This window comes from Serratia silvae, from assembly GCF_023282985.1.
In the GTDB taxonomy this organism is placed as follows: domain Bacteria; phylum Pseudomonadota; class Gammaproteobacteria; order Enterobacterales; family Enterobacteriaceae; genus Chania; species Chania silvae.
The window spans coordinates 394906-418262 of the sequence record NZ_JAGQDC010000001.1 but is presented as its reverse complement, the minus strand read 5'-3'; the positions used below and the strand labels follow the sequence as shown (position 1 = coordinate 418262).

Below are 23357 nucleotides of genomic sequence, written 5' to 3'. Positions count from 1 at the left end.
TTCGGGAGACGGGCCGCCGAAATTAATGATCGTCACAATAACAAAGCCGAAACGGCAACCAAGCGCAGTTATCGGCATAGATGTGGTAGCGATAATGAAAAAATACCCTTATGGCACGGATGGAGCTCGGCTCACGCTACGGCGTGCGGCCACAATCGGACTGTTTTTGGGCGGATTAGGCGGGCTGACAGGTCAGACTCTCGCCGCTCCGCAGGTCGAATTTAACTGGCAAGCCGCACCGACAGAACGTTCGGTGATGACGCTCACTTTACAGGATGCGATCCTGCGAGCCTTTGCGCGTAACCCGCAGATCGCCCAGGCTTCGGCACAGATTAACGTGGGTAAAGCCGATCTGGCGCTGGCGCAAAGCGCCTGGTTCCCGCAAATTGCCCTCAACAGCAATTTTGGCAAATCCAGCCAGACCGACTCCTCCGGCACCTTGAACAACAACGCCTCGGCAGGCGTGACCCTGAACCAGTTGCTGTATGACTTCGGCAAAACCAGCGGCAGCATTGAGGAACAAAATAACCTCTCCGACGCCTATCGCTACACGCTGTACCAAACCATGACCGAGGTGGGCCAGCAAACGCTGCAGGCTTACCTACAGGTCAAGCGCTATCAGGACTTGGGCACAGCGGCGGAGCGCAACCTGGTGTCACTGAACCGGGTCAAGGAAATTGCCGAGCTGCGGGCCAATGCCGGCCTTAGCTCGCAATCCGACGTGTTACAGGCGCAAACCCGCATCGCCGGGATGAACGCCACGCTGGAACAGTATCGCGCTCAGCACCGTTCAGCCCTGGCGCAACTTACCGTACTGACTGGCGTCGTGCCGGATAAACTGCCGGACCTGCCGCAGCAGCTATTGCAACAGAAAATCACCCTCAAGTCGCTGCCCTATCAAAAAAGTAATGCGGTACTCAGCGCCCAGGCCAAGCAGGAGGCCGCGACCCAACGCATTCGCCAGGCCGAGGCACAGCACTGGCCAACCATCTCGGTCCAGGCTGGCCGCACCCGCTATGAGAGCGATGGCAGCGATGCCCAATCCTACTGGAACGATCAGCTGCAGCTCGTCGTACAGGCGCCGATCTATCAGGGCGGCGCGGTCAATGCCAAGGTCGATGCCGCCGAGGGCGACCGCCAGGCAGCACAGGCTCAGGTCGAGGCCGCCAAGCTGGATATGAACCAGAAAGCCTCCACCGCCTATGCCGATCTGATCGGTGCACAGCAGCGGGAGCTGGCCGGAGCGCAACAGCTGAGCAGCGCGGACTATACCCGCAGCGTCTACCAGGACGAGTACAAGCTCAGCAAGCGCAGCCTGAACGACCTGCTCAGCGTGGAACAAGACGTGCTACAGGCAGAAACGTCACGCGTCACCGCGCTTTACGACGGCTGGGACGCGGCGGTGCGCTACGCCTCCGCGGTCGACAATTTATTGGATATGTTGGGTATCGAGCGCCAACGAGCCAGTGGCGACAGCTTACCGTCGCTGTAGTCTGAATGATTTTGCCAGGAGCGCTTATGTCACAACCTGCCTCACTCGAAACCTGGATCTCAGCCATGGCCCGGGCGGCCAACGGCTACGGTCTGGCTGTCGATATCAAATCCGTCCGCCAGCAAATGCGCTGGTATGAACAACTGCCTGCCCCGCGCCGGTTAGAGCGCCTGGGCCACCTGATGGGGCTTAGCGTCAGCTTGCAGCCGCGAGAGAAAGTCCGCTGGCGTAACGAGATCCTGCCTGCGCTGATCGAGATCGACGACGGCGGCCTGATGGTGATCGAGTCCCTCGACAGCGAAGGCAAGGCGCTGTATTGGCTCAGCGACAGCGGCGACGTGCAGCGAGAGGCCGAGCTGGTGGAGCTGCTGCTCAAAGGGCAAGGCAGCATTGTGCTGCTGGGGGCGGCGGAGCGCGGGCAGGATGCGCGTATCGACGACTTCGTGCAGCCCTACCGCAAACACTGGTTCTGGCAACATTTTCGCGGGGCCAAACGGCAAATCGGCGAGATCTCACTGGCATCGATCATCAGCAACGTACTGGCCCTCGCCGGTATTCTGTTTTCGATGCAGGTCTATGACCGGGTTATTCCGGCCCAGTCTTACTCCACCTTGTGGGTGTTGTTCTTTGGGGTGCTGATCGCGGCGGCGCTGGAGTATGCCATCCGCCTGTCGCGCACCGTGATCTCCGATCTGATGGGCAAGAAAATCGACCTGAAGATCTCCGGCATGCTGTTTGCCCGCGCCCTGGCGATCAAAAACGAAGCGCGGCCGAAATCGACCGGTTCGTTTATCTCGCAGCTGAGGGAGATCGATCAGGTGCGGGAATTACTGACCTCCACCACCGTGGGCGCGGCGGCGGATATGCCGTTTGTACTGCTGTTTCTAGCCATCATGGCGCTGGTCGGCGGCCCGCTGGTATTTATCCCGATGCTGGCGATCCCGCTGATCGTCATTCCTGGCATCTTGCTGCAATGGCCGATGGCTAAGCTGGCGAAGGAAGGTATGCGGGAAAGCGCCCTGCGCAACGCAGTGCTGGTTGAGTCGATCGAAGGGGTTGAAGATATCAAGGCGCTGCAAGCCGAGCCCTACTTCCAACGCCAATGGGAGCAGACCCACGCGGTCAGCGCCAACATCGGTATGCAGCAGCGGCTGTGGGGCGCACGGCTCAGCGGTTGGGCCTCGACGGTACAGCAACTAACCTATGCCGGGATGCTGGTGTTTGGCAGCTATCTGGTGCTCGCCGGCGATATCACTACCGGGACCATGGTGGCCTGTAGCCTGCTTTCCTCACGCACCATCGCCCCGCTGATGCAGCTGACCATGGTATTCTCACGCTGGCAGCACGCCAAAACCGCCATGACCGGCCTTGACGATCTGTTGAAGAAGCCGCTCGACAAGCCGGAAGAGGGAAAAATGGCCCACTGCCCGGTGCTCAACGGCCATTTCCAACTGCGCAATCTGCAATACAGCTACGACGTGGAGAAAGGGGATAACTCGATCACCGTCAATAATCTGGAGATCAAACCCGGCGAGCGGGTGGCGATCCTCGGCAAGGTAGGCGCGGGTAAATCGACGCTGCTGAAGCTGCTTTCCGGCCAGGCCAGTGCCACTCGGGGCAAGGTGATCATCGACGGGGTCGATATCAGCCATATCGATCCCAGCGATGTGCGCCGGCAACTGGGCTTTCTCTCGCAGGAGTCGCGGCTATTTTTCGGCAGCCTGCGCCAGAACCTGATGCTCGGCCACCCTCATGCTACCGAATCGGAAATGCTTCAGGCGCTGCGTATTTCAGGAGCACTGAGCCTGGTGCAACAGGACGCCGCCAGCCTGGATCGCATTATTCATGAAGGCGGCCGCGGCCTGTCCGGCGGCCAGCGCCAGATGGTGTTGCTGAGCCGCATGATCCTGCGCAACCCGCAAATCGTGCTGCTGGATGAACCCACCGCCTCCATGGATGAACAGCTGGAAGAGTACGTGATCCGCCAAATGCACGGCTGGCTCAGCGGCCGCACGCTGGTGCTGGTCACTCATCGGCCAGCGCTGTTGAAGCTGGTGGATCGCATCGTGGTGTTGGATAACGGCCGCGTAGTCGCCGACGGGCCACGGGATCAGATCCTACAGGCGGCCAATAAGCCGATCAATAAAGAACAGGGCGTGGCATGAGGAGCAACCAATGAGCAATATCACCATGCAAGACGACCTGGCACGCCAGGGGCGGCGGCATTCCTCGGTACTTTGGTTGACGCTGTTGGGGATGATCCTGTTTGTGGTCTGGGCCTATTTTGCCATGCTCGATGAAGTTACCGTCGGCACTGGCAAGGTCACGCCCTTAAGCCGGGCACAGCTGATCGAGAGCCTGGACGGCGGGATTATCGATCATCTGTACGTTCACGAAGGGGACATCGTCGACAAGGGCCAGAAATTGGCGCAATTGGATGTGAAACGTTTTCAGTCCAACTATGGCGAAGCCTTTTCCCGCGTGCGCACCCTGCGCGCCTCCGCCGAACGCCTACGCTCCGAGCTGACCGGCGAGCCACTTCAGTTCAGCGCTGATACCTTGAAGGAGCCAAGTCTGGTGGCCCGTGAACGCCAACTGTATGAATCCCGCAAGCGCAACCGTGATGAGACCGTCAGCAACCTGCAACAGTCGATGCAGTTGGTCCAGCAGGAGTTACGCATGACCGAGCCGCTGGTCGCCAAAGGGGCTGCCGGTCAAGTTGAAGTGATCCGCCTGCGGCGGCAGGTCAGCGAGCTACGCGGCAAGATTGACGAAGCGAATAACCAGTATGCCGTGCGTGCGCGTGAGGAGCAGGTAAAAAACAACGCCGATCTGGACGCCCAATTGGAACTGGTGAATGGTAAGGAAGATCAGTTGGAACGCGCCACCATGGTTTCGCCAGTGCGTGGGATCGTGAAAGATATTCAGGTGACCACCGTGGGCGGCGTGTTACAGCCGGGCGGCAAGCTGATGGAGATCGTGCCGTTGGAAGATCAGTTACTGATCGAAACCCGCATCAACCCACGGGATATCGCCTATATCCGCCCTGGCCTGCCCGCCACCGTCAAGGTAACCGCCTATGATTCGTCGATCTACGGCAACCTGAATGGCGAAGTGGAGAACGTTTCCCCGGATACCATTCAGGACGAGGTCAAACGTGACCAGTATTACTACCGGGTTTACGTGCGTACCAAGCAGGCGGAGCTGATGAATAAGGCGGGTAAGAAGTTCCCGATCGTGCCGGGGATGGTGGCCAGCGTGGAGATCAAGACCGGGCAGAAAAGCGTGCTGGATTACCTGATCAAGCCGCTGAACAAGGTGAAGGAGTCACTGCGGGAACGTTGATGGGATGAACTCAGCGCCTAATATTATTACCTTTAAGGTAATAATATTGGGTTGTTAGATGATGATGTTCTCACCCTGGTCAGAGCCACCAACTCAGGCCGGAAAGTAAAAAAACCCGATTCACCATCGGGTTTTTTTACGCCTGAAACTCGCTCAAAAATCAGAAAAACTCACTGCCCGCGCCGAGCTCTACCCACCGCTTCACCCAACTGCCATACCGCCATCGAATAATGCACGCTGTGGTTATAGCGAGTAATAGCGTAGAAATTCGGCAAGCCGTACCAATATTGATAACGGTTGCCCATATCCAGGCGAAGCAGGCTGACCTGCTGATTCCCTTCCAACGAGCCTTGCGGCGTCAACCCAGCCGCAGCCAGCGTAGCGACCGAGTAATTGGTTTTAAAGCCGGTCTCCAAACCGGGAGCCTGGCCGTTAGCCGGCACCGCCACCGTTGCCCCACGCGTCCAGCCATGAGCTTTGAAGTAGTTGGCCACGCTGCCGATGGCATCCACCGGATCCCACAGGTTGATATGGCCGTCACCGTTGAAGTCAACCGCATAGCTCTTGAACGACGAAGGCATAAACTGGCCGTAGCCCATCGCGCCAGCGTAGGAGCCGCGCAGGGAAAGCGGATCGTCGCCTTCGGTGCGGGCCATCAGCAGGAAGGTGGCCAATTCACCGCTAAAGTACTCGGCACGGCGTGGGTAGTTAAACGACAGCGTCGCCAACGCATCGATAATGCGCGTTTTACCCATCACCCGGCCCCAGCGGGTTTCCACCCCGATAATGCCGACGATAATTTCTGGCGGTACGCCGTAAACCTGATAGGCGCGCTGGAGATCCGCCTCATATTTATTCCAGAACACCACCCCGTTCTGCACGTTGTCCGGCGTCAGGAACTTGTTGCGATAGCGGATCCAGGCGCCGTTTGGCGACGTCGCTGGCTTACCAGCGGGTGCCTGCTTATCCATCAGCGCTACCACCCAGTCCAGCTGTTTGGCCTGGGCCAGCACGTCATGCAGCTGTTGGCGCTCAAAGCCGTGCTCCTGCACCATCTTGTCGATAAAGCGCGCCGTCGCCGGATTATTGGCAAAGTCGCCGCCCAGTGGATGAATGGCATGCTCCGGTTCAAGCACAAAGCCACTCTGCACCAGGCTATCTGGGGGGGCCAGTTGCTCAGTAGATTTAGGCCCGCTGCTACAGGCAGCCAGCAAAGGGATCAGGGGTAAAAGCGTAACCAGATGACGCATCGGATATCCATATAGGCCAGGCAAAAAAAGTTGTCGCTATGTTAAGCTATTGTCTGACGCGAACAAACAGGAATATGCTCTCCGATACCCGCATTTTGTTCACAAAACACCCAACTGAAAAGCAAGGTCACATATACACTTACTAGCGCTTACCTTTATCAAAGCACGCCACTACGCCAGGCTCATGTATTGCTCCTGGAAACTGGCGCAATCAACGTGTTTTATCTCCAAAACAGCCCACAAGGAATAACGTATATGAGTAAGTTTCCCGATCAAGAACCGCCACGCCGCGCCCTGCTAAAACGTACCGCAGCCCTTTCGGTATTAGCCATAACCGGCATTGCCGGTTTCACCACACCTTCAGTAACCTTTGCCGCCGCGATGACCAAAGCACAGCGCGACAAAATGACACCGGACGACATCATCGAAAGCTTTAAACAAGGCAATATGCGCTTTCGTGAAGGCAAAATGCAGCAGCATGACTATGTGGCCCAGAAGCAGGCCAGCGCTAAGGGGCAGTTCCCGGTAGCAGTCATTTTAAGCTGCATCGACTCACGCGCCCCGGCGGAGATCCTGCTGGACGTCGGCATCGGCGAAACCTTTAACGCGCGCGTTGCCGGTAACATCCAGAATGACGACATTCTGGGCAGCATGGAGTTTGCCTGCGCCGCTGCCGGAGCCAAAGTGGTACTGGTAATGGGACACACCGCCTGCGGCGCGATAAGAGGGGCCATCGAGAATGTCGAGCTGGGTAACCTGACCGGGCTGCTCAACAAGATCAAGCCGGCCATCGACAAGACCGAATTTAAAGGCGAACGCAGCGGTAGCAACTATGAATTTGTCGATGCCGTCGCCAAAACCAACGTCGAGATGACCATCGCCGATATCCGCAAAAACAGCCCGGTGCTGAAAAAGCTGGAAGAGGAAGGGAAAATCAAAATTGTGGGCAGCATGTACCATCTGAACGGTGGCAAGGTCGAATTTCTCGCTTAACCCCTAGGTAACCCATCACCATAGCGGCGAACATCGGCTCGCCGCTCCTTATAACGCTTCTTGAGTATCAATGCACTACATAACATTCCGCGTCAATAATCATCTTGCTAATTATGACCCCCTTCTTTTCATCACTCCCCCCCCTCTCCCACAGAGTTAGGGTTAGCGGCGTGAACGCAAGCCTGAGGCTACTTCTGTAACTTGGCCAACAGCGTCTTACGGGTAATGCCGAGCTGTTTGGCCGCCTCGGTCTTGTTGCCAGCGGTTTGTTCCAGCGCCGCCAAAATCGCCTGTTTCTCTACCTGATCCAACGGCTGGATAGATTGGCTACATTGTCGTTCCGGCTGCACATCAACACACTGGCTGATACTCAACGGCAGCTCCTTTTCGCTGATAAAGTCCCCGCTCAGCAGGATCACCCCGCGCTCAACGCTGTTCTCCAACTCACGCACATTGCCCGGCCAGGGGTATTTCAGCAGCATATCCATCGCCAGCGGGGTGAATCCCTTGACCGACTTACGGTTACGCTCAGCAAATTTGGCCAGAAAGTGCATCGCCAACAGGGGAATGTCTTCGCGGCGCGCCCTCAGCGGCGGGCTATCCACCGTCACCACATTCAGCCGATAGTAGAGATCCTGGCGGAACCTGCCGGCCTCCACGTCCGCCAACAGATTCCGGTTGGTCGCTGCGATCAGGCGTACATCCACCGACAGGGTCTGGTTACTGCCCACCCGCTGGATCTCCCGTTCCTGAATAGCCCGCAGTAATTTCGCCTGCATCAACGGCGAAACTTCTCCAATCTCATCCAGAAATAGCGTGCCCTGGTCAGCCTCCATAAAGCGCCCTTCCCGGCGTTTATCGGCACCGGTAAACGCCCCTTTCTCATGACCGAACAGCTCCGACTCCAGCAGAGATTCGCTCAAGGCGGCGCAGTTGATGCTCACCAATGGCCGCTCCTTGCGCAGGCTGTTGGCGTGTACGGCCCGGGCTATCAGCTCCTTGCCGGTGCCTGATTCACCGCAGATCAACACCGTCGCTTCGGAAGGGGCAATCATGGCGATCATTTCCAGCAGCTTGCGCATCGGCTCACTGCGGCCAATAAAATTTCGCTGTTCGAGCCGCAAGCGCTGCTTCAGATCCTGGTTCTCGCTCTTTAACGAGGTATGCTCCAGCGCGCGTGCCAGCGTGAGCTGCAACGTATCGAAATCGAGAGGCTTGGTCAGATAGTCATAAGCGCCCGCCTTAATCGCTTCAACGGCAGACTCCACGTTGGAGTAAGCAGTCATGATCAGGATCGGGATCGCCGGGTTATAGCTTTTGATGGCCTTCAGCGCCGCGATGCCGTCCATTTCCGCCATCCGCACGTCGCTGAGGATCAGGTCGAACGGCTGTGCCCTCACCTGTTCCAACGCTTGTCGGCCGTTATGCGCCACGCTGATCCGGTAACCCCAGCCGTTTATCAGCGCCTGGAGGATGGTGCAGTGGCTAAGATCGTCCTCAACCAGCAAAATATGTGCATTAGGCGTCTGCATGAGCCTCTCCCTGCGGTGTTTGGTGGCTAAGTGGGATCACCATTGCAAAGCGAATGCCCGTTGGTTGGCCACTGGTAACGGTGATCGTCCCCTGGTGCTCCTCGATCACTTTCTGCACCATGGTCAGCCCCAGGCCAGTCCCCGTCGCCTTGGTGGTGAAGTAAGGGTTAAAGATTTTTCCAAGGTCGTCAGGTGAGATACCAGCACCCGAGTCGCTGACGGTAATGCGCATCGCCCCATCCTTGGTCGCTTCAACTTCAACCTCGAGTACGCCATCCGAGCCAATCGCCTGGATGGCATTGAGATACAGATTCAACAACACCTGAGTGAGGCGATCGGGATCGATCTCCACCAGCGGCAAAGCTTCATCACAGCGGGAACGGAGGACGATATTGTTACTCTCAGCATCCTGACGGATCAGGTGCAGCGAATGTTCGATCACCTCATTAATCGCCACCCGCTGCAAACGCAGATCGGCAGGGCGCACCAGTGCCAGTAACTCGGTGATCACCCGATTGAGACGATCGACCTCCTTCGCCATTACCTTGGCCAGTTCATGCTGTTCGCTGCCCAGAGGCGAGCGGTCGGCAAAATACTTGGCGAAGCCTTTGATGGAAGAAAGCGGGTTGCGGATCTCGTGGGCCACGCCAGCCGCTAAATCGCCGATAGCCGCCAGCTTTTCTTTGCGGCGGATCTCTTCTTGCAGTTGGCGAATTTCCCGCATATCGCGGAAGATAAATACGTTGCCCAGAAAATGGCCGCCATGATTAACAATATTTGCCACGCTGATGCTCAACGGCAGGCTCTGCCCACCAGCCAGACGATGGTCAATATCCTGTTCGATGATCGGCTGGCCGTGGCTACTTTTCTGTGCCAGTTGCTGCCATTCGGCAGGCAGCACCTGATGGCTGGGCTGGCCAAACAGCTCTGCAACATCACAGCCCAGCATCACTTCTGCCGCATGGTTAACCACCCGGATCTGGTGCTGCTCATTGGTGGTGATCAACCCCATCGGCAGGTTACTGATAATTTCGCTGGAGAAGGCTTTTGAGTCCTGTAACTGTTGGCTGGAACGTTGATAACGTCGCCCCCAGAACAGCGCCAACAAACTGGCTAACGCCAGCAACAGCAGGATGGACAGCAAAATGGAGGTGTTACGCATATCCTTTGCCTGGGCGGCATCCAACGCGACAGTGTCAAACGCCGCAAAAATGACGGCCTGCTCATCATCCTGAGGCTCGGCAGCCTCCTGCATATGCGATCGGTTCATCATATGGCCAGAGTGACCGCTGCCGCGCTTGAGCGGCTTAAACCAACGGTAGGTTTCGAAAGCATTCTGCCGCCCATTCTGCGGCTCATCAAAGGTCGTCATATGCCACTGTTCATCGCTGGAGACCTTCAGCTCAGCCATCTGTTGCGGGCTATACAACTGCTGGCCAACGCGTTGCCGATCGCTGTGCGCCAGGATGCGGCCGGAACGGTCGGTGATGGCGATGTACAACACGTTCGGCTGATAGGCCATCTCCTCCAACAGGGTTTGACGCTGATCGTGACGCCAACGCATGCCCATACCGGTACGGGCACCGGACTCAAACGAGCTCATCAGCACTGAACTTTTCTCTCGTAGCGTTTGGATCTCCACCTCACGTCCACGCTGCAGGTCTTTGATAGCCAGCGTGATGATAATGCCAAGCAGTAACGCGACCGCAGCGATCGCTATCCAGGCAGGTAAGAGCGTCGATTTGGTTTTAAATTTCATTGGCTTCCTCTGCAACCGACACGCCAGCGTGCGGGTAATTATTACCCACACTAACAGCATGTCGAGTAAAAATAACCCACTTTATGGCTGCGGTACGGTCAGCAAACGGCCATCCTCCGCAGTCAGTTATTTTTATTGCTGTCATAAAATCAACGCCCTGCATGCTGAAGTTCCTTTGGTGACGCCCGTTGGCTGAGCATTACGATGATCCAGGATCTATACAATTCCCATGCCAGTCTGAAGCTGGCACGACGGTTGCAATAAGAAAATTGAATCCATAAACCGTAAACAACAGGAAATGAATCATGACGCTGACTAAAACCACCCTAGCCGCCATTATCTCCGTTGCCATGCTGGCCGGTGTTAGCACTACCGTGCTGGCGCAAAATGGCAACCACGCAAACATGACCAATGCACAGGAAACTCATCAGGGGATGGGTTATCAGCACGGCAACCGTGCGAATCTGACGCCAGAACAGCAGGCCGTCAGCCAGAAAGCCTTTGATGAGTTCCAGTCGAAAACCGCCGATCTGCGCCAACAGCTGATGTCCAAGCAATATGAATACAAGGCGCTGCTGACCGGCAAACCTTTGGATGAGCAGAAGATATTGGCCGTGAGCAAAGAAATTACCGCATTGCGTGACAATCTGTACCAACAACGCGTAGCACTGGATACGGAACTGGCCAAGGCCGGCGTGCCGATGATGGGCCACGGGATGGGCGGAGCGGGGATGCACGGCGGTCGTGGCTGCCGTTAAGTCATAATAATACGCTTAATTAAAGTAGGGGGAACACCAGACCCGCTCTGGTTTCTCCCACCAATCCCCCGCGACTCATTTACCCCCCGACCGAATAATTAACAACCCTCATAAATGAGAATATTCTCGGTAAATTGACTTAAAACAACACACTAAAATTCTTAATCTTTATTCTTGCACCCGAAGATAATTTTTCGTAGCACCTGAATAAAATCAAGTTCCTGCCATACTTATTTGCATGAGACAGCGACTGTCTCTTTGTGCACTTAACTTGCTCGGAGTTTTCTCATGAATAAAACCATCATTATTGTCGCTCTTGCTGCTGCCGTTCTCAGCGGATGTAACGCTAATCGCACCGCTTCCGGCGATACCTTTACCGCAGCACAGGCCAGGCAGGCCAACTTCGTTACTTATGGCACGCTGGTATCCGTGCGCCCGGTAACCATCCAGGGAGGTGATGGCACCAACGCCGCTGGCGCTATCGGCGGGGCCGTAGTTGGTGGCTTCCTGGGTAATACAGTGGGTGGCGGCTCAGGACGCAATCTGGCAACGGCGGCGGGTGCCGTGGGGGGCGCAGCTGCTGGCTCAGGTATCCAAAGCGCCATGAACCGCAGCGCCGGGGTGGAACTTGAAGTGCGCCGGGATGATGGCGTGAATATCGTGGTCGTTCAGGCACAGGGCTCAACCCAGTTCCATAATGGGCAACGCGTCGCACTGGTGACCAATGGCAGCACCACCACCGTATCACCACGCTAAAGGGAATAGGTAGCTTCACGGTTTAGGTGTCAGGCCGCAACATGACCCCCTTACTGATGGGATACAGACTTCAGGGACGAACTCCCCTTGCGGGAATTATAGCGAGTTTTCCGGCTCGGCCATTACAATAAAAAAACGGAGTTAAACCTGATGTTTATCAAATGGATTAAACGCATTGCCCTGCTGCTGGTGGTATTAATTATCGGTGCGCTGGGGGCAAGGATTTATGATACCCAGCGTGGGCCGTCGCTACAGCTTTGGCATACCTTTGTCCCCGATGAAATGCACTCCGATGAGATCGATAAGGCCAGTTGGGCGGACTATCTGACCGCCGAGGACGCTATTTTCAAAGAGGTCCGCCAGAATGTGACCGACAAACTGGACAGCAGCCAGCAGACCTCGTTGAACCGCTACTATGTCGACAGCCCGATCTACCCCGAAAAGTTTCCCACCGACTGGAACCGCTCCTACATCATGATGCCGGACGGCAGACCGAAAGGCGCCGTGGTGCTGTTGCATGGTTTGACCGATACCCCTTATAGCCTGCGACATATTGCGGATAATTATCGTGAATATGGCTATGTAGCGGTCGGCATTCGTTTACCGGCGCACGGCACCGTACCGGGAGCGCTGACCGAAGTGGATTGGCAAGATTGGTTAGCCGCGACACGGCTGGCGATCCGTGAAGCCAAACGCCTGGCGGGTGACGACGTACCGCTGCATATCGTTGGCTTCTCCAACGGCGGCGCATTGGCGATGAAATACACGCTGGATGCGTTGGATGACCCTCGACTGACCAGACCCCAGCGCGTGGTGCTGATTTCACCGATGATCGGCGTCACCAGCTTTGCCCGTTTTGCCGGTATTGCCGGTTGGCCAGCCATCTTCCCGGCGTTTGCCAAGGCGGCCTGGTTGGGGATTGTACCGGAATTTAACCCGTTCAAATATAATTCGTTCCCGGTGAACGCCGCGCGTCAATCCTTCCTGCTAACTCAGGCATTGCAAAAGCAGATTGCCGCTGACTCGCGCAACGGCAAAATGGGCGAATTGCCACCGATCCTGACGTTCCAATCGGTGATGGACTCTACCGTCAGTACCCGTGCGGTGATCACCGCCCTGTATAACCATCTGCCCGCCAACGGCAGTGAGGTGGTTTTATTTGATTTAAACCAGGCGGTAGCATTTGGGCCGTTACTCAGAAGTTCGTCCTATACCGCACTGCCAAGGCTATTGCCACCACCTCCGCGTAACTATACGGCTACCGTTGTCACCAACGTGACGCCGGAAACTACCGATACCGAGGCGCGCACTATCGTCGCAGGGCAAACGGCAGAGACCACGGATCTGCTTGGTATCACCTATTTGCCGGATATCTTCTCGCTGTCGCACGTAGCGTTGCCATTCCCGCTGAGTGATTCCCTGTACGGACGTTACCCTGAACCACGCAATCAATACGGCATCAGCCTGGGTACCTTTGCCGCACGTGGTGAGCGGGCAGTGCTAGTGGTCGGGTTGGATTCGCTGATGCGTCTATCCTCGAACCCGTTCTTCCCTTATTTGCTCAAACGTATCGATGACAACATCGGCCCGGCACCAACGAAATAAAGTAGGTTAAACACGGCCAGTGTCCATTCGTCGCTGGCCGTGTTTTCAACTGGCAAAAATAGCTGAATTGAGCACACTGGTGTTTATTGGACACGCCTGAAACAGGTTACGCACCCCAAGTTTATGCAAAGCATTACGCCGGTGGGTATACACAGTTTTGGTTGATATACGTAAGCTGTGGCCGATAGCCTGCATATTCATGCCATCAATCATATACAGCAATACGGCCTTCTCTCTGCCGGTTAAGCTATCCTGGGGAAAAGTAGCAACAGAAGGTTCCCCGCCTAAAATCTTGACCAACGCTTTAAACACCGCATCGGCATCCTCTTCCGAGGCACTATGCCGCTCAAAATCCAGATTGAATTTTATTTTCATTTCGCGTGGCAAAAAAATTACTTTCCCCGGAAATTTGGCAACCGTAATCAAGAACGACATTGCACTCATTGAATTCAATATATGAAAAACCAGCACGTCTTTTTTGCCAAAGCTACTGAAACTGGTGTTTTTCAGTTCATTAATTGACATTAGGTTAATCACTCTACCCTCGGCATGTAAATATGCCTTCAGTCCGACAAAAAAATAATAATTATCGGTAATTATATTAATGTTTCCAGACATATCAATGGCGCTCCTTAATGCAAAATGAATCTCCATCTCATCAATGTCACAGCAAGCCGAGGCTAAAAGATGGCCGAGTTGAACGTTTTTATCGTCATGAATTACGCTATCCGCAGGCCGTAACTCAATAGTAGTTTATGGTAAACACCACTTTGCCATTCGCTTCGCCCGGCGTAGGGTTCGCAGCCGTTTGAATATAGCGGGCAGCCAGAGGAATACGAATGGTTGGGCTACCGTCTTTTGGCAACGCCACCGTTTGTTCTGAGGCCAGGTTAAACAGCTTCGGCGCTTGGCTACTTTCACCCCAACCGATCTGAATACCTACGCCTGAAGCCGCACCAGATACCGTCGAGTCGATTGCCATCACCCCATTGGCAGCATCAAGTACCGAGGTTGTCGGGGCCAGTCTCACGCCAATACTGTTATTCAGTGCCGTGGAGACCGTCGACTGTCCCGTGCTGTAATCCATCAGCTTCGTGGTATTGGTACTATTATAAAAACCGTAAAATGTCGGGCAGTTGGTCAAATTGATAGACGCATCCACCCAGGGGGTGGTCGCACCAATTTGGGTGAAGTAATCTTTTATTTCAAAAGAACCCAGTGTCACCGACACATCCGGCGTCGCGCAGGTTTGTGTAGCGATCGTCAGGGTTCCCTGGAAATTGATATTATAAAAAGTAAACGGCAGCCCGGTGACAGCGACGGAGCCAGGATGGCTATTTACCGGTTGTTCAATCATAGTCCTGATACTCGGGAGATTTGCCCCGCTCAATGTAAAACTGCCGGGCGTGATCGGCCCCGTTTTAATAAGCGAGACATAACGTGTTGAACCAGCAAAATCCAAGGCTCCCCCTAATTCATTGCTAACCTGCCTGATAGGGTTCTCTGCATCGGTGGTCACTGCGGGCCTGGTTGGTATTATCGGATTGCCATCAGGGGTTCGTGACATCACCACGCCAATCCCTGGAATATTCGTTTGATAGACGGCCCCCGCAAACGGGCCAGTCATTAAGCCACTCAGAGGCAGCGGAGCATTGCTAATCAGCGTTGAGCTGCTGTACCAAAATGACTTACCTACGTCGGCCTGCGCCCATTGACACCCCATCTTGGTGTTTTTCATCGACCAACTGCCTTGATAAAGTATCGTCCCTACGGGAATATCGGCCCCGGCAGAAATCACCGGCGGGCTCAACGGCACCGTTTCCGTTTGGGTTGCACCAGCATCAAACGAACAATTGGCTACGGCCCAACTATGGGTGCTAATAACACTTAACAACATGCCGCCGAGCAGGCCCGACACTTTATTTATCGATAACTTCATTTATCATTAACCCTCTTTCTGGCAGCCAATGCCAGAAAGGAAAATAGTTGTCATGCCTGGCCGTTAACCTTGGTTAACAGGCGAAATCGCGCCATTATTCGCCAGTTTCGTTTTCTGGGTATTCGCTGATGCCGTCGCTGCACAAGGAGAGTTGAATTGCTGTATCTGCTCTTGCTTGCTTCCTTTAGCCATCGGCATCAGCACATAGCTGACGATGCACTGCATGGCGCTGTTGTCGCCCCACTTCACGCGCAGCTGGCCCTTATCTTGCGCCACTCTGGCATAGAGCTGCCCGCCTTGGCCCACCGTGCCCACGCTGTTGCCTTTGCCATCAAAGACATCGGCGCCGAACGGCACTGGCTCACCTTGATAGGTGGAGTTAATCAGGATTGCCGTCCCCTGCTTGGTGATATATTTCATCTTCACTACCGCTCCGGAATACGGCGCGACCTTCTGGCTGGTGTTGTCCAACTCCACGCCGGCCGCAGTCCCTTTCGGGTCGATACTGACCTCATTCATCTGGTACGGATTCAGGTAAGGCACTATCGCGTAACCCCGTGAATCGATGCTCACGCCGGGATACGAGGAAACTTTCGCCCCCTCTGCCCCCTTGGCTTCCACCAGCGCAACGGTATCCGACGTGTACGGCGTAAAGGTCACCCCGCCAGAGTGGGCGATCACCGTGCCGTTCATCCCGGCAGAAGCACTCTGATAACCTTTACCGGTGCTGTAAGTGCCGCTCAACGCCGTAGCCGGGGTACGGTAGCTACCATTCAGCGATCCGTTACTGCCTTGGCCCTGATTGGCATTCATCGCCGTCACGCCATAGCTGAACTGATTCTCCGCCCCGGTACTGCCGGATACCGTCGCCTGCTGACCATAACGGCCACTGCTGTCATGGGACAGATCCATACGTAGCTGTGGTGTATGTGTCTGTTCGTTGCTTCCCAGCGGCAGGCTGAAACTCAACAAATAGTTGGTTTGCGACGTGCCCAGGCTGGAAAAACTGCGGTTCACACTCAGGCCGTAAGTCAAATCCTTGTAACGATTGTTGTAGCCCATCTGGTACTGCTTCTCGCTACCGTCTTTGTTCCAGTAGTTCTGCAAGGAACCGCTGATATACAGCTGGCCCCAGTTTTCTGGCAGGCCTTGCCCAGCAGTGACCGTCAGGCGGTTTTTGGCACGCGAAATCGAGTCCGGCGAATAACCTTGCGCCACCGCATCACGGGTTTGCATCGCGGTCATAAAATCCATGTAACCATCGGTGGAGAAGCGGTATGCCGCCAACGACAAGTTACTGTTGGTTTCGCTGATCATTTTGCTGTAGCTCACCTGATAACTTTGCCCGCTGAGGCTGCTACCCGAACGACGTCGACCATCAACATCGGTGCTGTCATCCAAATGGGCACGAGCCTGGGTGGCATCAAATGCCAGGGCACCGATCGGTGTACCCACGGCGGCTCCCAGTTGCAGTGCGTAATAATCCTGGCTGGCCTGCAGGCCACCATAGCCAGTGACGGTGTTGGTCAGGCCAAGCTGATAGGTCGCTTGGTACAGCGCCGGTTTGTCACGCAAGTTGTCGCTGCGCACCTCACCCGCCGTGATCGCATAACGCGATGACCCTGGCCGTAACAGTTGGGCCACCGAGGCATAAGGCACGCTGAAGGTCTGCTCGGTGCCGTCGGATTCACGTACCGTAACGTCCAGATTGCCGCCGTAGCCGGTCGGGTACAGATCGTTGATCAGAAACTCACCCGGTGTGACCGTCGTTTCGTACAGTATCTGACCGCCCTGACGCACGGTGATACGGGCGTTGGTGCGGGCAATACCACGAATATCCGGCGCGTAACCGCGCAGAGATTCCGGTAACATGCGCTCGTCGCTGGCCAGTTGCATACCGGTAAACGGCACGGTATCGAACAGTTGACCGGAGGTACTCGACTGCCCCATCAGGACACGCGCTTTCAGCGCCGGGATGTCACGCTGCAAATAGGTATTAAGGTTGCTGTACTGGCTCTCGCCGTTATCCATCCGGCTATAGGAACCATTGTGGCGCAAATACCAGGCTCCGACGTTAGCCCCGGCGTTCACTCCGGCAAACAGCGAGTTATAGCTGCTGCCATGAGATTCGCTGGTGTAGCCATTGACGTTATAGCCCAGCAACAACGCCGGTACGCCGCTGTCCCACAGCTCCGGGCTCACGGTGCCTCGAGCGGTATTGAGCATGTAAATCTGCGGAACCATAATATCCAGACGTTGCTCGTTACTGTCGTAATTCACCTGAGCTTCGGGCAGCCGCTGCTGGAGATCGAAACAGACATCCCCTTTGTCCAGCGAGGTTAAAAAATCCGCCGGCAGCTTGGCGTAATCAAACGCAATGTTTTTAATCAGTTCGCGGGTCAGGCAGGGATAAACGCTGTTATCTGCCCGCGCCTTAAATTCAATATCGGTATTGCTGACCGGTTGATTATTAATATATAAAGCCGTTTTATAGATCCCAGGCAAGCCCGAAGAACCATTGGCAAAGCGGCTAAGGTCAACCGAATTCTCATCATCCACATTCAGGAAAGAGGCATCGAACTCAAGATTTTTGGCAATATATTGTGGTGTAGAAACCGCGATCTCAGCATTAACGTTGGCTACAAAAAAAGTCGATATAATCGCTATGGCCAGTGGAGATAGCTGGCTACGCAGGCGATATTGTAAAGATTTAGACATAGATATCCCTTCAAGAACTGATTCCTGAATAGCAATCAACTGATTAATGCGAGAGTGTTTTATATAGCGGGGCGTTATTCTATTACGGCATCAAAAATATTAACCGCACCGTAATCATTTACGAAACTTCCTGTAACCTTACTACCCGCACTACCCGCCAAGTCCAATGTCATAGAGCTACGGGGGGCCACCATCGCATGGTCAAGTTTTTTACCATTAACCGACAGATTGACCAACGAGACATAATAAGGCGTTGGGTTGGTGGCCTGAATCCGGTTACCCTGGCTGTTCCAGGTTAGCGCTTTAGCCGCTTCATTGGCGTTACCTTCCAGACCCGCTGGGCGATAGAACAGCTTGATGCGCGAGCGGAAAGCCATCTGCAAGCGATTCTCGGCGGTTTTCGCCTGGGATTTGGCCGGAACTTCCAGCACGTTCAGCCAGAACACCGATTCTTTATCCATCGGCAGCGAACCACCGGCGTAGCTGATGCGCAACGTCTGGCCTTTGCTTGGCTCCACACGGTTCATCGGTGGTGTCAGGACAAACGGCACCTTGATCGCCGCCGGCTTGGCGTCGGCGTCACCGTTATCGATCCAGCTTTGCAGCAATACCGGCGAGGCACCGCCATTGGTGATTTTGACGCTGACTTCTTTGGCATCAGAAGGGTAAATTACCCGCGTACCGCTAATCACCACGCTAGCCAGACTACTGACGCTAAACAAGGCTGCGGCGGCAAAAGTGCCAACTTGCAGCGCATTAATAGAAAGAAACTTCATCATAAACTCCGAAAACTGACAGATTGGGAGGGGCGCGCCCCCTCCCACAGTCCATTACTGGTACTGAATAGAATAAACAACGTTGCTGATTACGGTACCGGCAGTGGTTGCACCTTCTGCGTAATAACGAACGATGTACGGCAGAGAGGCGCTACCGCCAACGATACCGTTATAAACGGTTTTCGCTACCTGATCCTGGCTACCGATCTTGATCACTTCCTGAGTCGAGCTTGAACCGTCAAGCAGTTGCAGGCTAACTTGGCTAGCAGTACCACCGTTGATCAAGCGGCCATTACTATCCACTGTTGCACCGGCCTGGAAGAACGCGGAAGCGGTCTGAGTCGAATCAGCACAGTTGGTCAGCGCCATCATAAAGCGGGTGTCACCTGCCGTACGGTTGGCAGTATTTAGCGTGCCAGTGCTCACGGTTGGCAGGATCACGGTCGCGTCAGTAGGCTGGCCGTCAATAGACACGTCACAGGTGTTGGCTGTCAGTTCACCGTTAAAAGTGATGGTACCGGTAGAGGCAGCCTGAGCCAGACCAACAGTACCGAAAACAGCGATCAGGGATGCAACGATTGTTAACTTTTTCATATATATTCCTACTTACCTTGTATTATGAATACCATTTTAATATCCATTAAAATGGCCTGGTGGATACCCATAGGCATGGGTATAGCTAGATTATTTCAGCATTTATATTTACAACAACTTACTTAATAAATAGCGAAGAGACTCTGTGGTTATCGACGGAATAGCCAATACCATGAACGTTCGCTATAAAATCTTCCGGGAGACCAAGTGACGTCAATTTTTTACGCAACTCATTTATAGCATGCCATAAACGCTGGCTGGACGAAGATAAATTAACCGCATCCCAAACGTTTTTCATTATGTCATTTTTATAGATGACGGCATCCCGGCTATTCGCCAGCAAATAAATCAGTAATCGGGTCTGGATCTCGTTTAGAGAGATAACCTTGAAAAACAAGGTGCGTTCAGAAGCCCCATCCGAATAATAAAGGAGCCTGCGGTTGGCAATATCGAATTGAATGTCATCATCAATTATGAATCCATAAAGTCTATTTTCCATATGTATCTCGGATTGTTATTTTGATTTTGTAACAAAAATAACAAACCTCCCTTAAGTGAGACATTATAGAAGCAATTTCCACTATGGCAACCGCGCCAGGATTATCACATTGCGATCTCTAAATGCCTCATAACAGCAATAAATGCTGAGCAACTAAATTAAGTCAGAGCTTACCGCTAGCTAACACGAATTACCCTGATATTTTTCATATCTCATTACTTCACCTCTTTTGAGTAGTCATAAATGTCAAAGATTTTTATTTTACGACATTTATAGCTAGCCATTAAATTTTACTCATTGATATTCAACCCATTACCTACAAACCCAAGGTTAGGATTTATCTGCCATGCCGATATATAAAATCCTCTACCGGTGAAGCTATCCTTTATCTCAGCAAGATGAAGCAGCCTTACTTCTCTCCTCCCTTGCTGATGGAATAAATACTAGGTCATTAGTGGGATTTTTCTTAGTGAAGTAGTTTTAATCTTAAAAAGAACAAAAAAAAACATGAAATTCAATAAATTAATAAATAGTATTAACTCAGAAAAGACCATTCTTAATCGCTCTTAAATGACAGTAACTCTCATTTAAGATTTATTGTTAACAGATTGTTTTTAAATAAATGTGAATTGTTACTGATTTTTCACCCCGCTATAAACGGTTAAACTATACTTTAAACAAACCGAATAAAAGATAATACATTGAAATGAAACATAAAATTATAATTAACGATACCGTACTGTACCTCCCCGAAGAACACCGCCTGTGCCCGCTGCGCGCTCGGGGTAAAGAAACCGTTTTGAACGTTCCTGCCAGCCGTTGCCTGCAATTAATGTTGCAACGCCCCGGCGAGGTGATCAGCCAAAGCGACTTTTTTAACGAGGTATGGCAAAAAAATGGTCAATATGTCACCGCCAATACGCTCTATCAGAACATCTCGTTGGTAAGAAAAGGGCTGCGGGAAGCCGGGCTGAGCCAAAACATCATCAGAACGATTCCCAAAGTCGGGGTGTTTTTTTCCGGCACAGTTGAAATACAGCAAGAAGAAAGCGCCAACATTATTGTGCAGCAAAGCAATAAACCAGAGCCGCTCCCCGCCGAGAAACCGCAGGCAGAAATGCCGCCACCAAAACGAACAGGCTTAAACCTAAAAAAGCTATTGCGCTATGGCCTTTATGCGGCGTTCAGCATTGCTATGCTGCTGCTATTGGCCAGCAATCAGTCGCAAAGTGTACGTTTTTTTAACAGCCACAATAAAGTTGCCAATATCAATCAATGTTCTGTCTATATAGATAGAAACGATCTGCAAACCAATGTGGCGGGCTACAAGGAGTATTTAACCGTCAATAACGTGGTTTGCAATCCAGATGAGTTCGTCTACATTACCAACATACCGGCGAACCACAGCACCCTGGTGTTGTTTTGCGATACCACCGCGACAGGCGACCTGAGATGTTCATCTCGATTTAAAATCGATAATAAACATGACCCACGTGCCAGCCTAAAACCAGCGGATATCCGTTAGGGATTTTCTGGCTAATCGGCAAAGCCATTAGTCAACGATCGGCGGCGGCGTAGTTGCATTCGTCATACAGGACCGGTAGATTGCAAGAGACCTCCCAAGTGGTGTACCTCTTGGGAGTAAGGGAGTTTTCTTGTTATTAAGGGATATACCACATGAGCACTACGACACAAAATACCACCTCATCTGCTTTTATTCTCGCCTCCTGGGCGGCCCTGCTGGGCGGTTTTGCCGTGTTTTTGGTGGGGTTATGGAACGCCGAGATGGAACTGAATGAAAAAGGTTACTACTTTGCCGTTCTGATCCTCGGCCTGTTCAGCGCCATCACCATCCAGAAAACGGTGCGCGACCTGCAAGACAACCTGCCGGTGACCCATATCTACATCATCACCTGCTGGGTGGCCTTTGCCATCGCCGTTGGCCTGCTGTGCATTGGCCTGTGGAATGCCAAACTGCTGCTGAGTGAAAAGGGTTTCTACGGTGTTTCCTTCTTTTTGAGCCTGTTCGGCGCCATTGCCGTGCAGAAAAACACCCGCGATATGGCTAATCAGCGCAGTGCCGAAGGGGATGATAACGAAGACGTGGGGTCACAGTTCCCTGCCGAATGATTTCTATTAGGGGGCTTGCAGCCCCCTTTCCCTCTCCAGTGATGTTTTCTGCCAACTTCAACCTCAGGCCAGTGCTTTAGCCTTAAGCTGCTGGTATTCACTTTCGGTGATCACACCATCATCCAACAGCCTTTTGGCGTCAGAAATTTGCTCGGCTGGCGATTTGCCTGCAACCTCACGGATATACTCGTTGGTGGCTGAGACGGATTTTTGCACTTGCGCACGATGCCGCTCGGCCATGCCTTTGCCACGGGCAATCAGATAGACCAGGGACGTTAACAACGGGATGAACAGCAGGAACACAATCCATACCGCCTTATAAAAGCCGCTCAGTTGGTGATCGCGGAACAGGTCTGAAACGACCTGGAACAGAATAAACAGGTAGGCGATGAAAAAGAAAAATGAAAACGTGGTAACCAGAATATCCCACAGGGTGAGTAGGTGATAAGTCATTATCGCTCCTTATGGTCCAGCAAAACCAGAATAAAACGGTGTTTAATCAGAGAGTCAGCTTTAGCATCATAAGTATATGTCGTACTTTCATTTTTTCCATGTTGGGTGGGAAAAATACGGCGCAGGGAGGGCATCTGGATGGGTAAAGCACGGGCCCCTCAGGGGTAAGGTGAGGGCTATGCGTTACGCCAATGGCCATGCAGGCTGACATCGTCGACAATTTCCTGCACGGTCAGCTTTGCCTCAACATCGTTAAAAAAATCACTGGCTACTATCTCAGTCTTATCATTCAGCCCAGCGATCACCGTGAGGTGACTGGCTGGGTAGACTTCATGGACACGAGTTTGCAGTTCGTCCAGCAGGGCCTCACGGGCTTTCTCAGACAAGTTGTCGAACAGATGGTTATCAACTTTTATTTGAATATTCATATTGGCAACCTCTAGCAATGGGCACGGGGGTTATCCTTATCATGATAGGCTCAATGCACAATTTTTGGCTAGTACCGGTTCATTGCGCTATACATCAATTTTTTATTCTGACAAAGATGAAATTAATTACATTTTACACCATTAAGAAACCCAATAATCGTTATATTAACGGGAAATAGTCAACTTGCAGACTGTATTATAAATGCTATTTAAACGGTACAAATTCTCTCCCCCGTAAATACTGGATATTGTCGGCCACCACCTGTAACATCGCAATAAATTCAAAATAGGAACTTTCCTGCAAAATTACCTCTAACTGAATGTTTAGTA

The 23357-nt window shown here is 53.2% G+C and carries 21 protein-coding genes; 9 read left to right on the top strand and 12 right to left on the bottom strand.

All coding sequences use genetic code 11. The annotated features are described in order from the left end of the window. The first annotated feature begins 94 nt into the window (after positions 1 to 94). Genes KAJ71_RS01865 through KAJ71_RS01855 form a run of 3 tightly spaced genes read left to right on the top strand, consistent with a single transcriptional unit; the run spans position 95 to position 4837 of the window. Positions 95 to 1492: a TolC family outer membrane protein gene (locus KAJ71_RS01865; RefSeq protein ID WP_248944117.1), complete on the top strand. Its 1398-nt coding sequence runs from the start codon at positions 95 to 97 to the stop codon at positions 1490 to 1492. A 26-nt stretch (positions 1493 to 1518) separates the two neighbouring features. Next, positions 1519 to 3657 carry a type I secretion system permease/ATPase gene (locus KAJ71_RS01860; protein WP_248944116.1) on the top strand — a complete coding sequence of 713 codons (2139 nt, stop codon included), beginning with the start codon at positions 1519 to 1521 and terminating at the stop codon, positions 3655 to 3657. A 10-nt stretch (positions 3658 to 3667) separates the two neighbouring features. Then, complete coding sequence (locus KAJ71_RS01855; RefSeq protein ID WP_248944115.1) at positions 3668 to 4837, top strand: HlyD family type I secretion periplasmic adaptor subunit; 1170 nt, start codon at positions 3668 to 3670, stop codon at positions 4835 to 4837. Positions 4838 to 5007: 170 nt separating this feature from the next. Here the strand turns inward: KAJ71_RS01855 and mltB are convergent, their stop codons facing one another. Further along, on the bottom strand, positions 5008 to 6087 hold the full coding sequence (mltB, locus tag KAJ71_RS01850) for a lytic murein transglycosylase B (protein ID WP_248944114.1): 1080 nt from the start codon (positions 6085 to 6087) through the stop codon (positions 5008 to 5010). 255 nt (positions 6088 to 6342) lie between these two features. Here mltB and KAJ71_RS01845 point away from each other — a divergent pair, with 255 nt between their 5' ends. Next, complete coding sequence (locus KAJ71_RS01845) at positions 6343 to 7080, top strand: carbonic anhydrase (protein ID WP_248944113.1); 738 nt, start codon at positions 6343 to 6345, stop codon at positions 7078 to 7080. 188 nt (positions 7081 to 7268) lie between these two features. Here the strand turns inward: KAJ71_RS01845 and KAJ71_RS01840 are convergent, their stop codons facing one another. The 3 genes from KAJ71_RS01840 to KAJ71_RS01830 are packed head-to-tail and all read right to left on the bottom strand — an operon-like array spanning position 7269 to position 10534. Further along, positions 7269 to 8612, bottom strand: coding sequence for a sigma 54-interacting transcriptional regulator (locus KAJ71_RS01840; protein ID WP_248944112.1), 1344 nt, complete (start codon positions 8610 to 8612; stop codon positions 7269 to 7271). Next, positions 8599 to 10371, bottom strand: a complete 1773-nt coding sequence (locus tag KAJ71_RS01835; protein ID WP_311292383.1) for an ATP-binding protein — start codon at positions 10369 to 10371, stop codon at positions 8599 to 8601. Before KAJ71_RS01835 ends, KAJ71_RS01840 begins: the two co-directional genes overlap by 14 nt. Continuing rightward, positions 10361 to 10534, bottom strand: a complete 174-nt coding sequence (locus KAJ71_RS01830) for a hypothetical protein (protein ID WP_248944111.1) — start codon at positions 10532 to 10534, stop codon at positions 10361 to 10363. Before KAJ71_RS01830 ends, KAJ71_RS01835 begins: the two co-directional genes overlap by 11 nt. A gap of 142 nt (positions 10535 to 10676) precedes the next feature. On the opposite strand from KAJ71_RS01830, the gene KAJ71_RS01825 reads away from it, so the two are divergent. From KAJ71_RS01825 to KAJ71_RS01815, 3 genes are all read left to right on the top strand, one after another. Beyond that, positions 10677 to 11129, top strand: a complete 453-nt coding sequence (locus KAJ71_RS01825) for a periplasmic heavy metal sensor (protein ID WP_248944110.1) — start codon at positions 10677 to 10679, stop codon at positions 11127 to 11129. A 288-nt stretch (positions 11130 to 11417) separates the two neighbouring features. Continuing rightward, positions 11418 to 11885, top strand: coding sequence for an outer membrane lipoprotein (locus KAJ71_RS01820; RefSeq protein ID WP_248944109.1), 468 nt, complete (start codon positions 11418 to 11420; stop codon positions 11883 to 11885). A gap of 150 nt (positions 11886 to 12035) precedes the next feature. After that, positions 12036 to 13490: an alpha/beta hydrolase gene (locus KAJ71_RS01815; protein WP_248944108.1), complete on the top strand. Its 1455-nt coding sequence runs from the start codon at positions 12036 to 12038 to the stop codon at positions 13488 to 13490. A gap of 45 nt (positions 13491 to 13535) precedes the next feature. Here KAJ71_RS01815 and KAJ71_RS01810 read toward each other — a convergent pair whose 3' ends face one another. The 6 genes from KAJ71_RS01810 to KAJ71_RS01785 form a co-directional block, all read right to left on the bottom strand. Then, the gene (locus KAJ71_RS01810; protein ID WP_248944107.1) at positions 13536 to 14108 is read right to left on the bottom strand and encodes a helix-turn-helix transcriptional regulator; all 573 of its coding nucleotides are present in this window, start codon (positions 14106 to 14108) and stop codon (positions 13536 to 13538) included. Positions 14109 to 14232: 124 nt separating this feature from the next. Next, positions 14233 to 15408, bottom strand: coding sequence for a fimbrial protein (locus tag KAJ71_RS01805; RefSeq protein WP_248944106.1), 1176 nt, complete (start codon positions 15406 to 15408; stop codon positions 14233 to 14235). Between the two features lie 84 nt (positions 15409 to 15492). Then, positions 15493 to 18147, bottom strand: coding sequence for a fimbria/pilus outer membrane usher protein (locus KAJ71_RS01800; RefSeq protein WP_248944105.1), 2655 nt, complete (start codon positions 18145 to 18147; stop codon positions 15493 to 15495). 74 nt (positions 18148 to 18221) lie between these two features. Next, positions 18222 to 18926, bottom strand: a complete 705-nt coding sequence (locus KAJ71_RS01795; RefSeq protein ID WP_248944104.1) for a fimbria/pilus periplasmic chaperone — start codon at positions 18924 to 18926, stop codon at positions 18222 to 18224. 51 nt (positions 18927 to 18977) lie between these two features. Then, positions 18978 to 19517 carry a fimbrial protein gene (locus KAJ71_RS01790; protein ID WP_248944103.1) on the bottom strand — a complete coding sequence of 180 codons (540 nt, stop codon included), beginning with the start codon at positions 19515 to 19517 and terminating at the stop codon, positions 18978 to 18980. Between the two features lie 118 nt (positions 19518 to 19635). After that, positions 19636 to 20016, bottom strand: coding sequence for a winged helix-turn-helix domain-containing protein (locus KAJ71_RS01785; protein WP_248944102.1), 381 nt, complete (start codon positions 20014 to 20016; stop codon positions 19636 to 19638). Positions 20017 to 20722: 706 nt separating this feature from the next. Here KAJ71_RS01785 and KAJ71_RS01780 point away from each other — a divergent pair. Next, positions 20723 to 21541, top strand: a complete 819-nt coding sequence (locus KAJ71_RS01780; RefSeq protein WP_248944101.1) for a winged helix-turn-helix domain-containing protein — start codon at positions 20723 to 20725, stop codon at positions 21539 to 21541. Positions 21542 to 21693: 152 nt separating this feature from the next. Continuing rightward, positions 21694 to 22146: an inner membrane protein YiaA gene (yiaA, locus tag KAJ71_RS01775; protein ID WP_248944100.1), complete on the top strand. Its 453-nt coding sequence runs from the start codon at positions 21694 to 21696 to the stop codon at positions 22144 to 22146. A gap of 63 nt (positions 22147 to 22209) precedes the next feature. Here yiaA and KAJ71_RS01770 read toward each other — a convergent pair whose 3' ends face one another. Then, entirely contained in the window at positions 22210 to 22599 is a 390-nt protein-coding gene (locus tag KAJ71_RS01770) for an SHOCT domain-containing protein (RefSeq protein WP_248944099.1), read from the bottom strand. A gap of 176 nt (positions 22600 to 22775) precedes the next feature. After that, positions 22776 to 23027, bottom strand: coding sequence for a DinI family protein (locus KAJ71_RS01765; RefSeq protein WP_248944098.1), 252 nt, complete (start codon positions 23025 to 23027; stop codon positions 22776 to 22778). Positions 23028 to 23357: the final 330 nt, after the last annotated feature.

Bases quoted from the DNA above. Each gene is read 5' to 3' on its own strand.
- KAJ71_RS01865 (WP_248944117.1), top strand. From the start codon at position 95: ATGAAAAAATACCCTTATGGCACGGATGGAGCTCGGCTCACGCTACGG.
- KAJ71_RS01860 (WP_248944116.1), top strand. From the start codon at position 1,519: ATGTCACAACCTGCCTCACTCGAAACCTGGATCTCAGCCATGGCCCGG.
- KAJ71_RS01855 (WP_248944115.1), top strand. From the start codon at position 3,668: ATGAGCAATATCACCATGCAAGACGACCTGGCACGCCAGGGGCGGCGG.
- mltB (WP_248944114.1), bottom strand. From the start codon at position 6,087: ATGCGTCATCTGGTTACGCTTTTACCCCTGATCCCTTTGCTGGCTGCC.
- KAJ71_RS01845 (WP_248944113.1), top strand. From the start codon at position 6,343: ATGAGTAAGTTTCCCGATCAAGAACCGCCACGCCGCGCCCTGCTAAAA.
- KAJ71_RS01840 (WP_248944112.1), bottom strand. From the start codon at position 8,612: ATGCAGACGCCTAATGCACATATTTTGCTGGTTGAGGACGATCTTAGC.
- KAJ71_RS01835 (WP_311292383.1), bottom strand. From the start codon at position 10,371: ATGAAATTTAAAACCAAATCGACGCTCTTACCTGCCTGGATAGCGATC.
- KAJ71_RS01830 (WP_248944111.1), bottom strand. From the start codon at position 10,534: ATGCAGGGCGTTGATTTTATGACAGCAATAAAAATAACTGACTGCGGA.
- KAJ71_RS01825 (WP_248944110.1), top strand. From the start codon at position 10,677: ATGACGCTGACTAAAACCACCCTAGCCGCCATTATCTCCGTTGCCATG.
- KAJ71_RS01820 (WP_248944109.1), top strand. From the start codon at position 11,418: ATGAATAAAACCATCATTATTGTCGCTCTTGCTGCTGCCGTTCTCAGC.
- KAJ71_RS01815 (WP_248944108.1), top strand. From the start codon at position 12,036: ATGTTTATCAAATGGATTAAACGCATTGCCCTGCTGCTGGTGGTATTA.
- KAJ71_RS01810 (WP_248944107.1), bottom strand. From the start codon at position 14,108: ATGTCTGGAAACATTAATATAATTACCGATAATTATTATTTTTTTGTC.
- KAJ71_RS01800 (WP_248944105.1), bottom strand. From the start codon at position 18,147: ATGTCTAAATCTTTACAATATCGCCTGCGTAGCCAGCTATCTCCACTG.
- KAJ71_RS01795 (WP_248944104.1), bottom strand. From the start codon at position 18,926: ATGATGAAGTTTCTTTCTATTAATGCGCTGCAAGTTGGCACTTTTGCC.
- KAJ71_RS01790 (WP_248944103.1), bottom strand. From the start codon at position 19,517: ATGAAAAAGTTAACAATCGTTGCATCCCTGATCGCTGTTTTCGGTACT.
- KAJ71_RS01785 (WP_248944102.1), bottom strand. From the start codon at position 20,016: ATGGAAAATAGACTTTATGGATTCATAATTGATGATGACATTCAATTC.
- KAJ71_RS01780 (WP_248944101.1), top strand. From the start codon at position 20,723: ATGAAACATAAAATTATAATTAACGATACCGTACTGTACCTCCCCGAA.
- yiaA (WP_248944100.1), top strand. From the start codon at position 21,694: ATGAGCACTACGACACAAAATACCACCTCATCTGCTTTTATTCTCGCC.
- KAJ71_RS01770 (WP_248944099.1), bottom strand. From the start codon at position 22,599: ATGACTTATCACCTACTCACCCTGTGGGATATTCTGGTTACCACGTTT.
- KAJ71_RS01765 (WP_248944098.1), bottom strand. From the start codon at position 23,027: ATGAATATTCAAATAAAAGTTGATAACCATCTGTTCGACAACTTGTCT.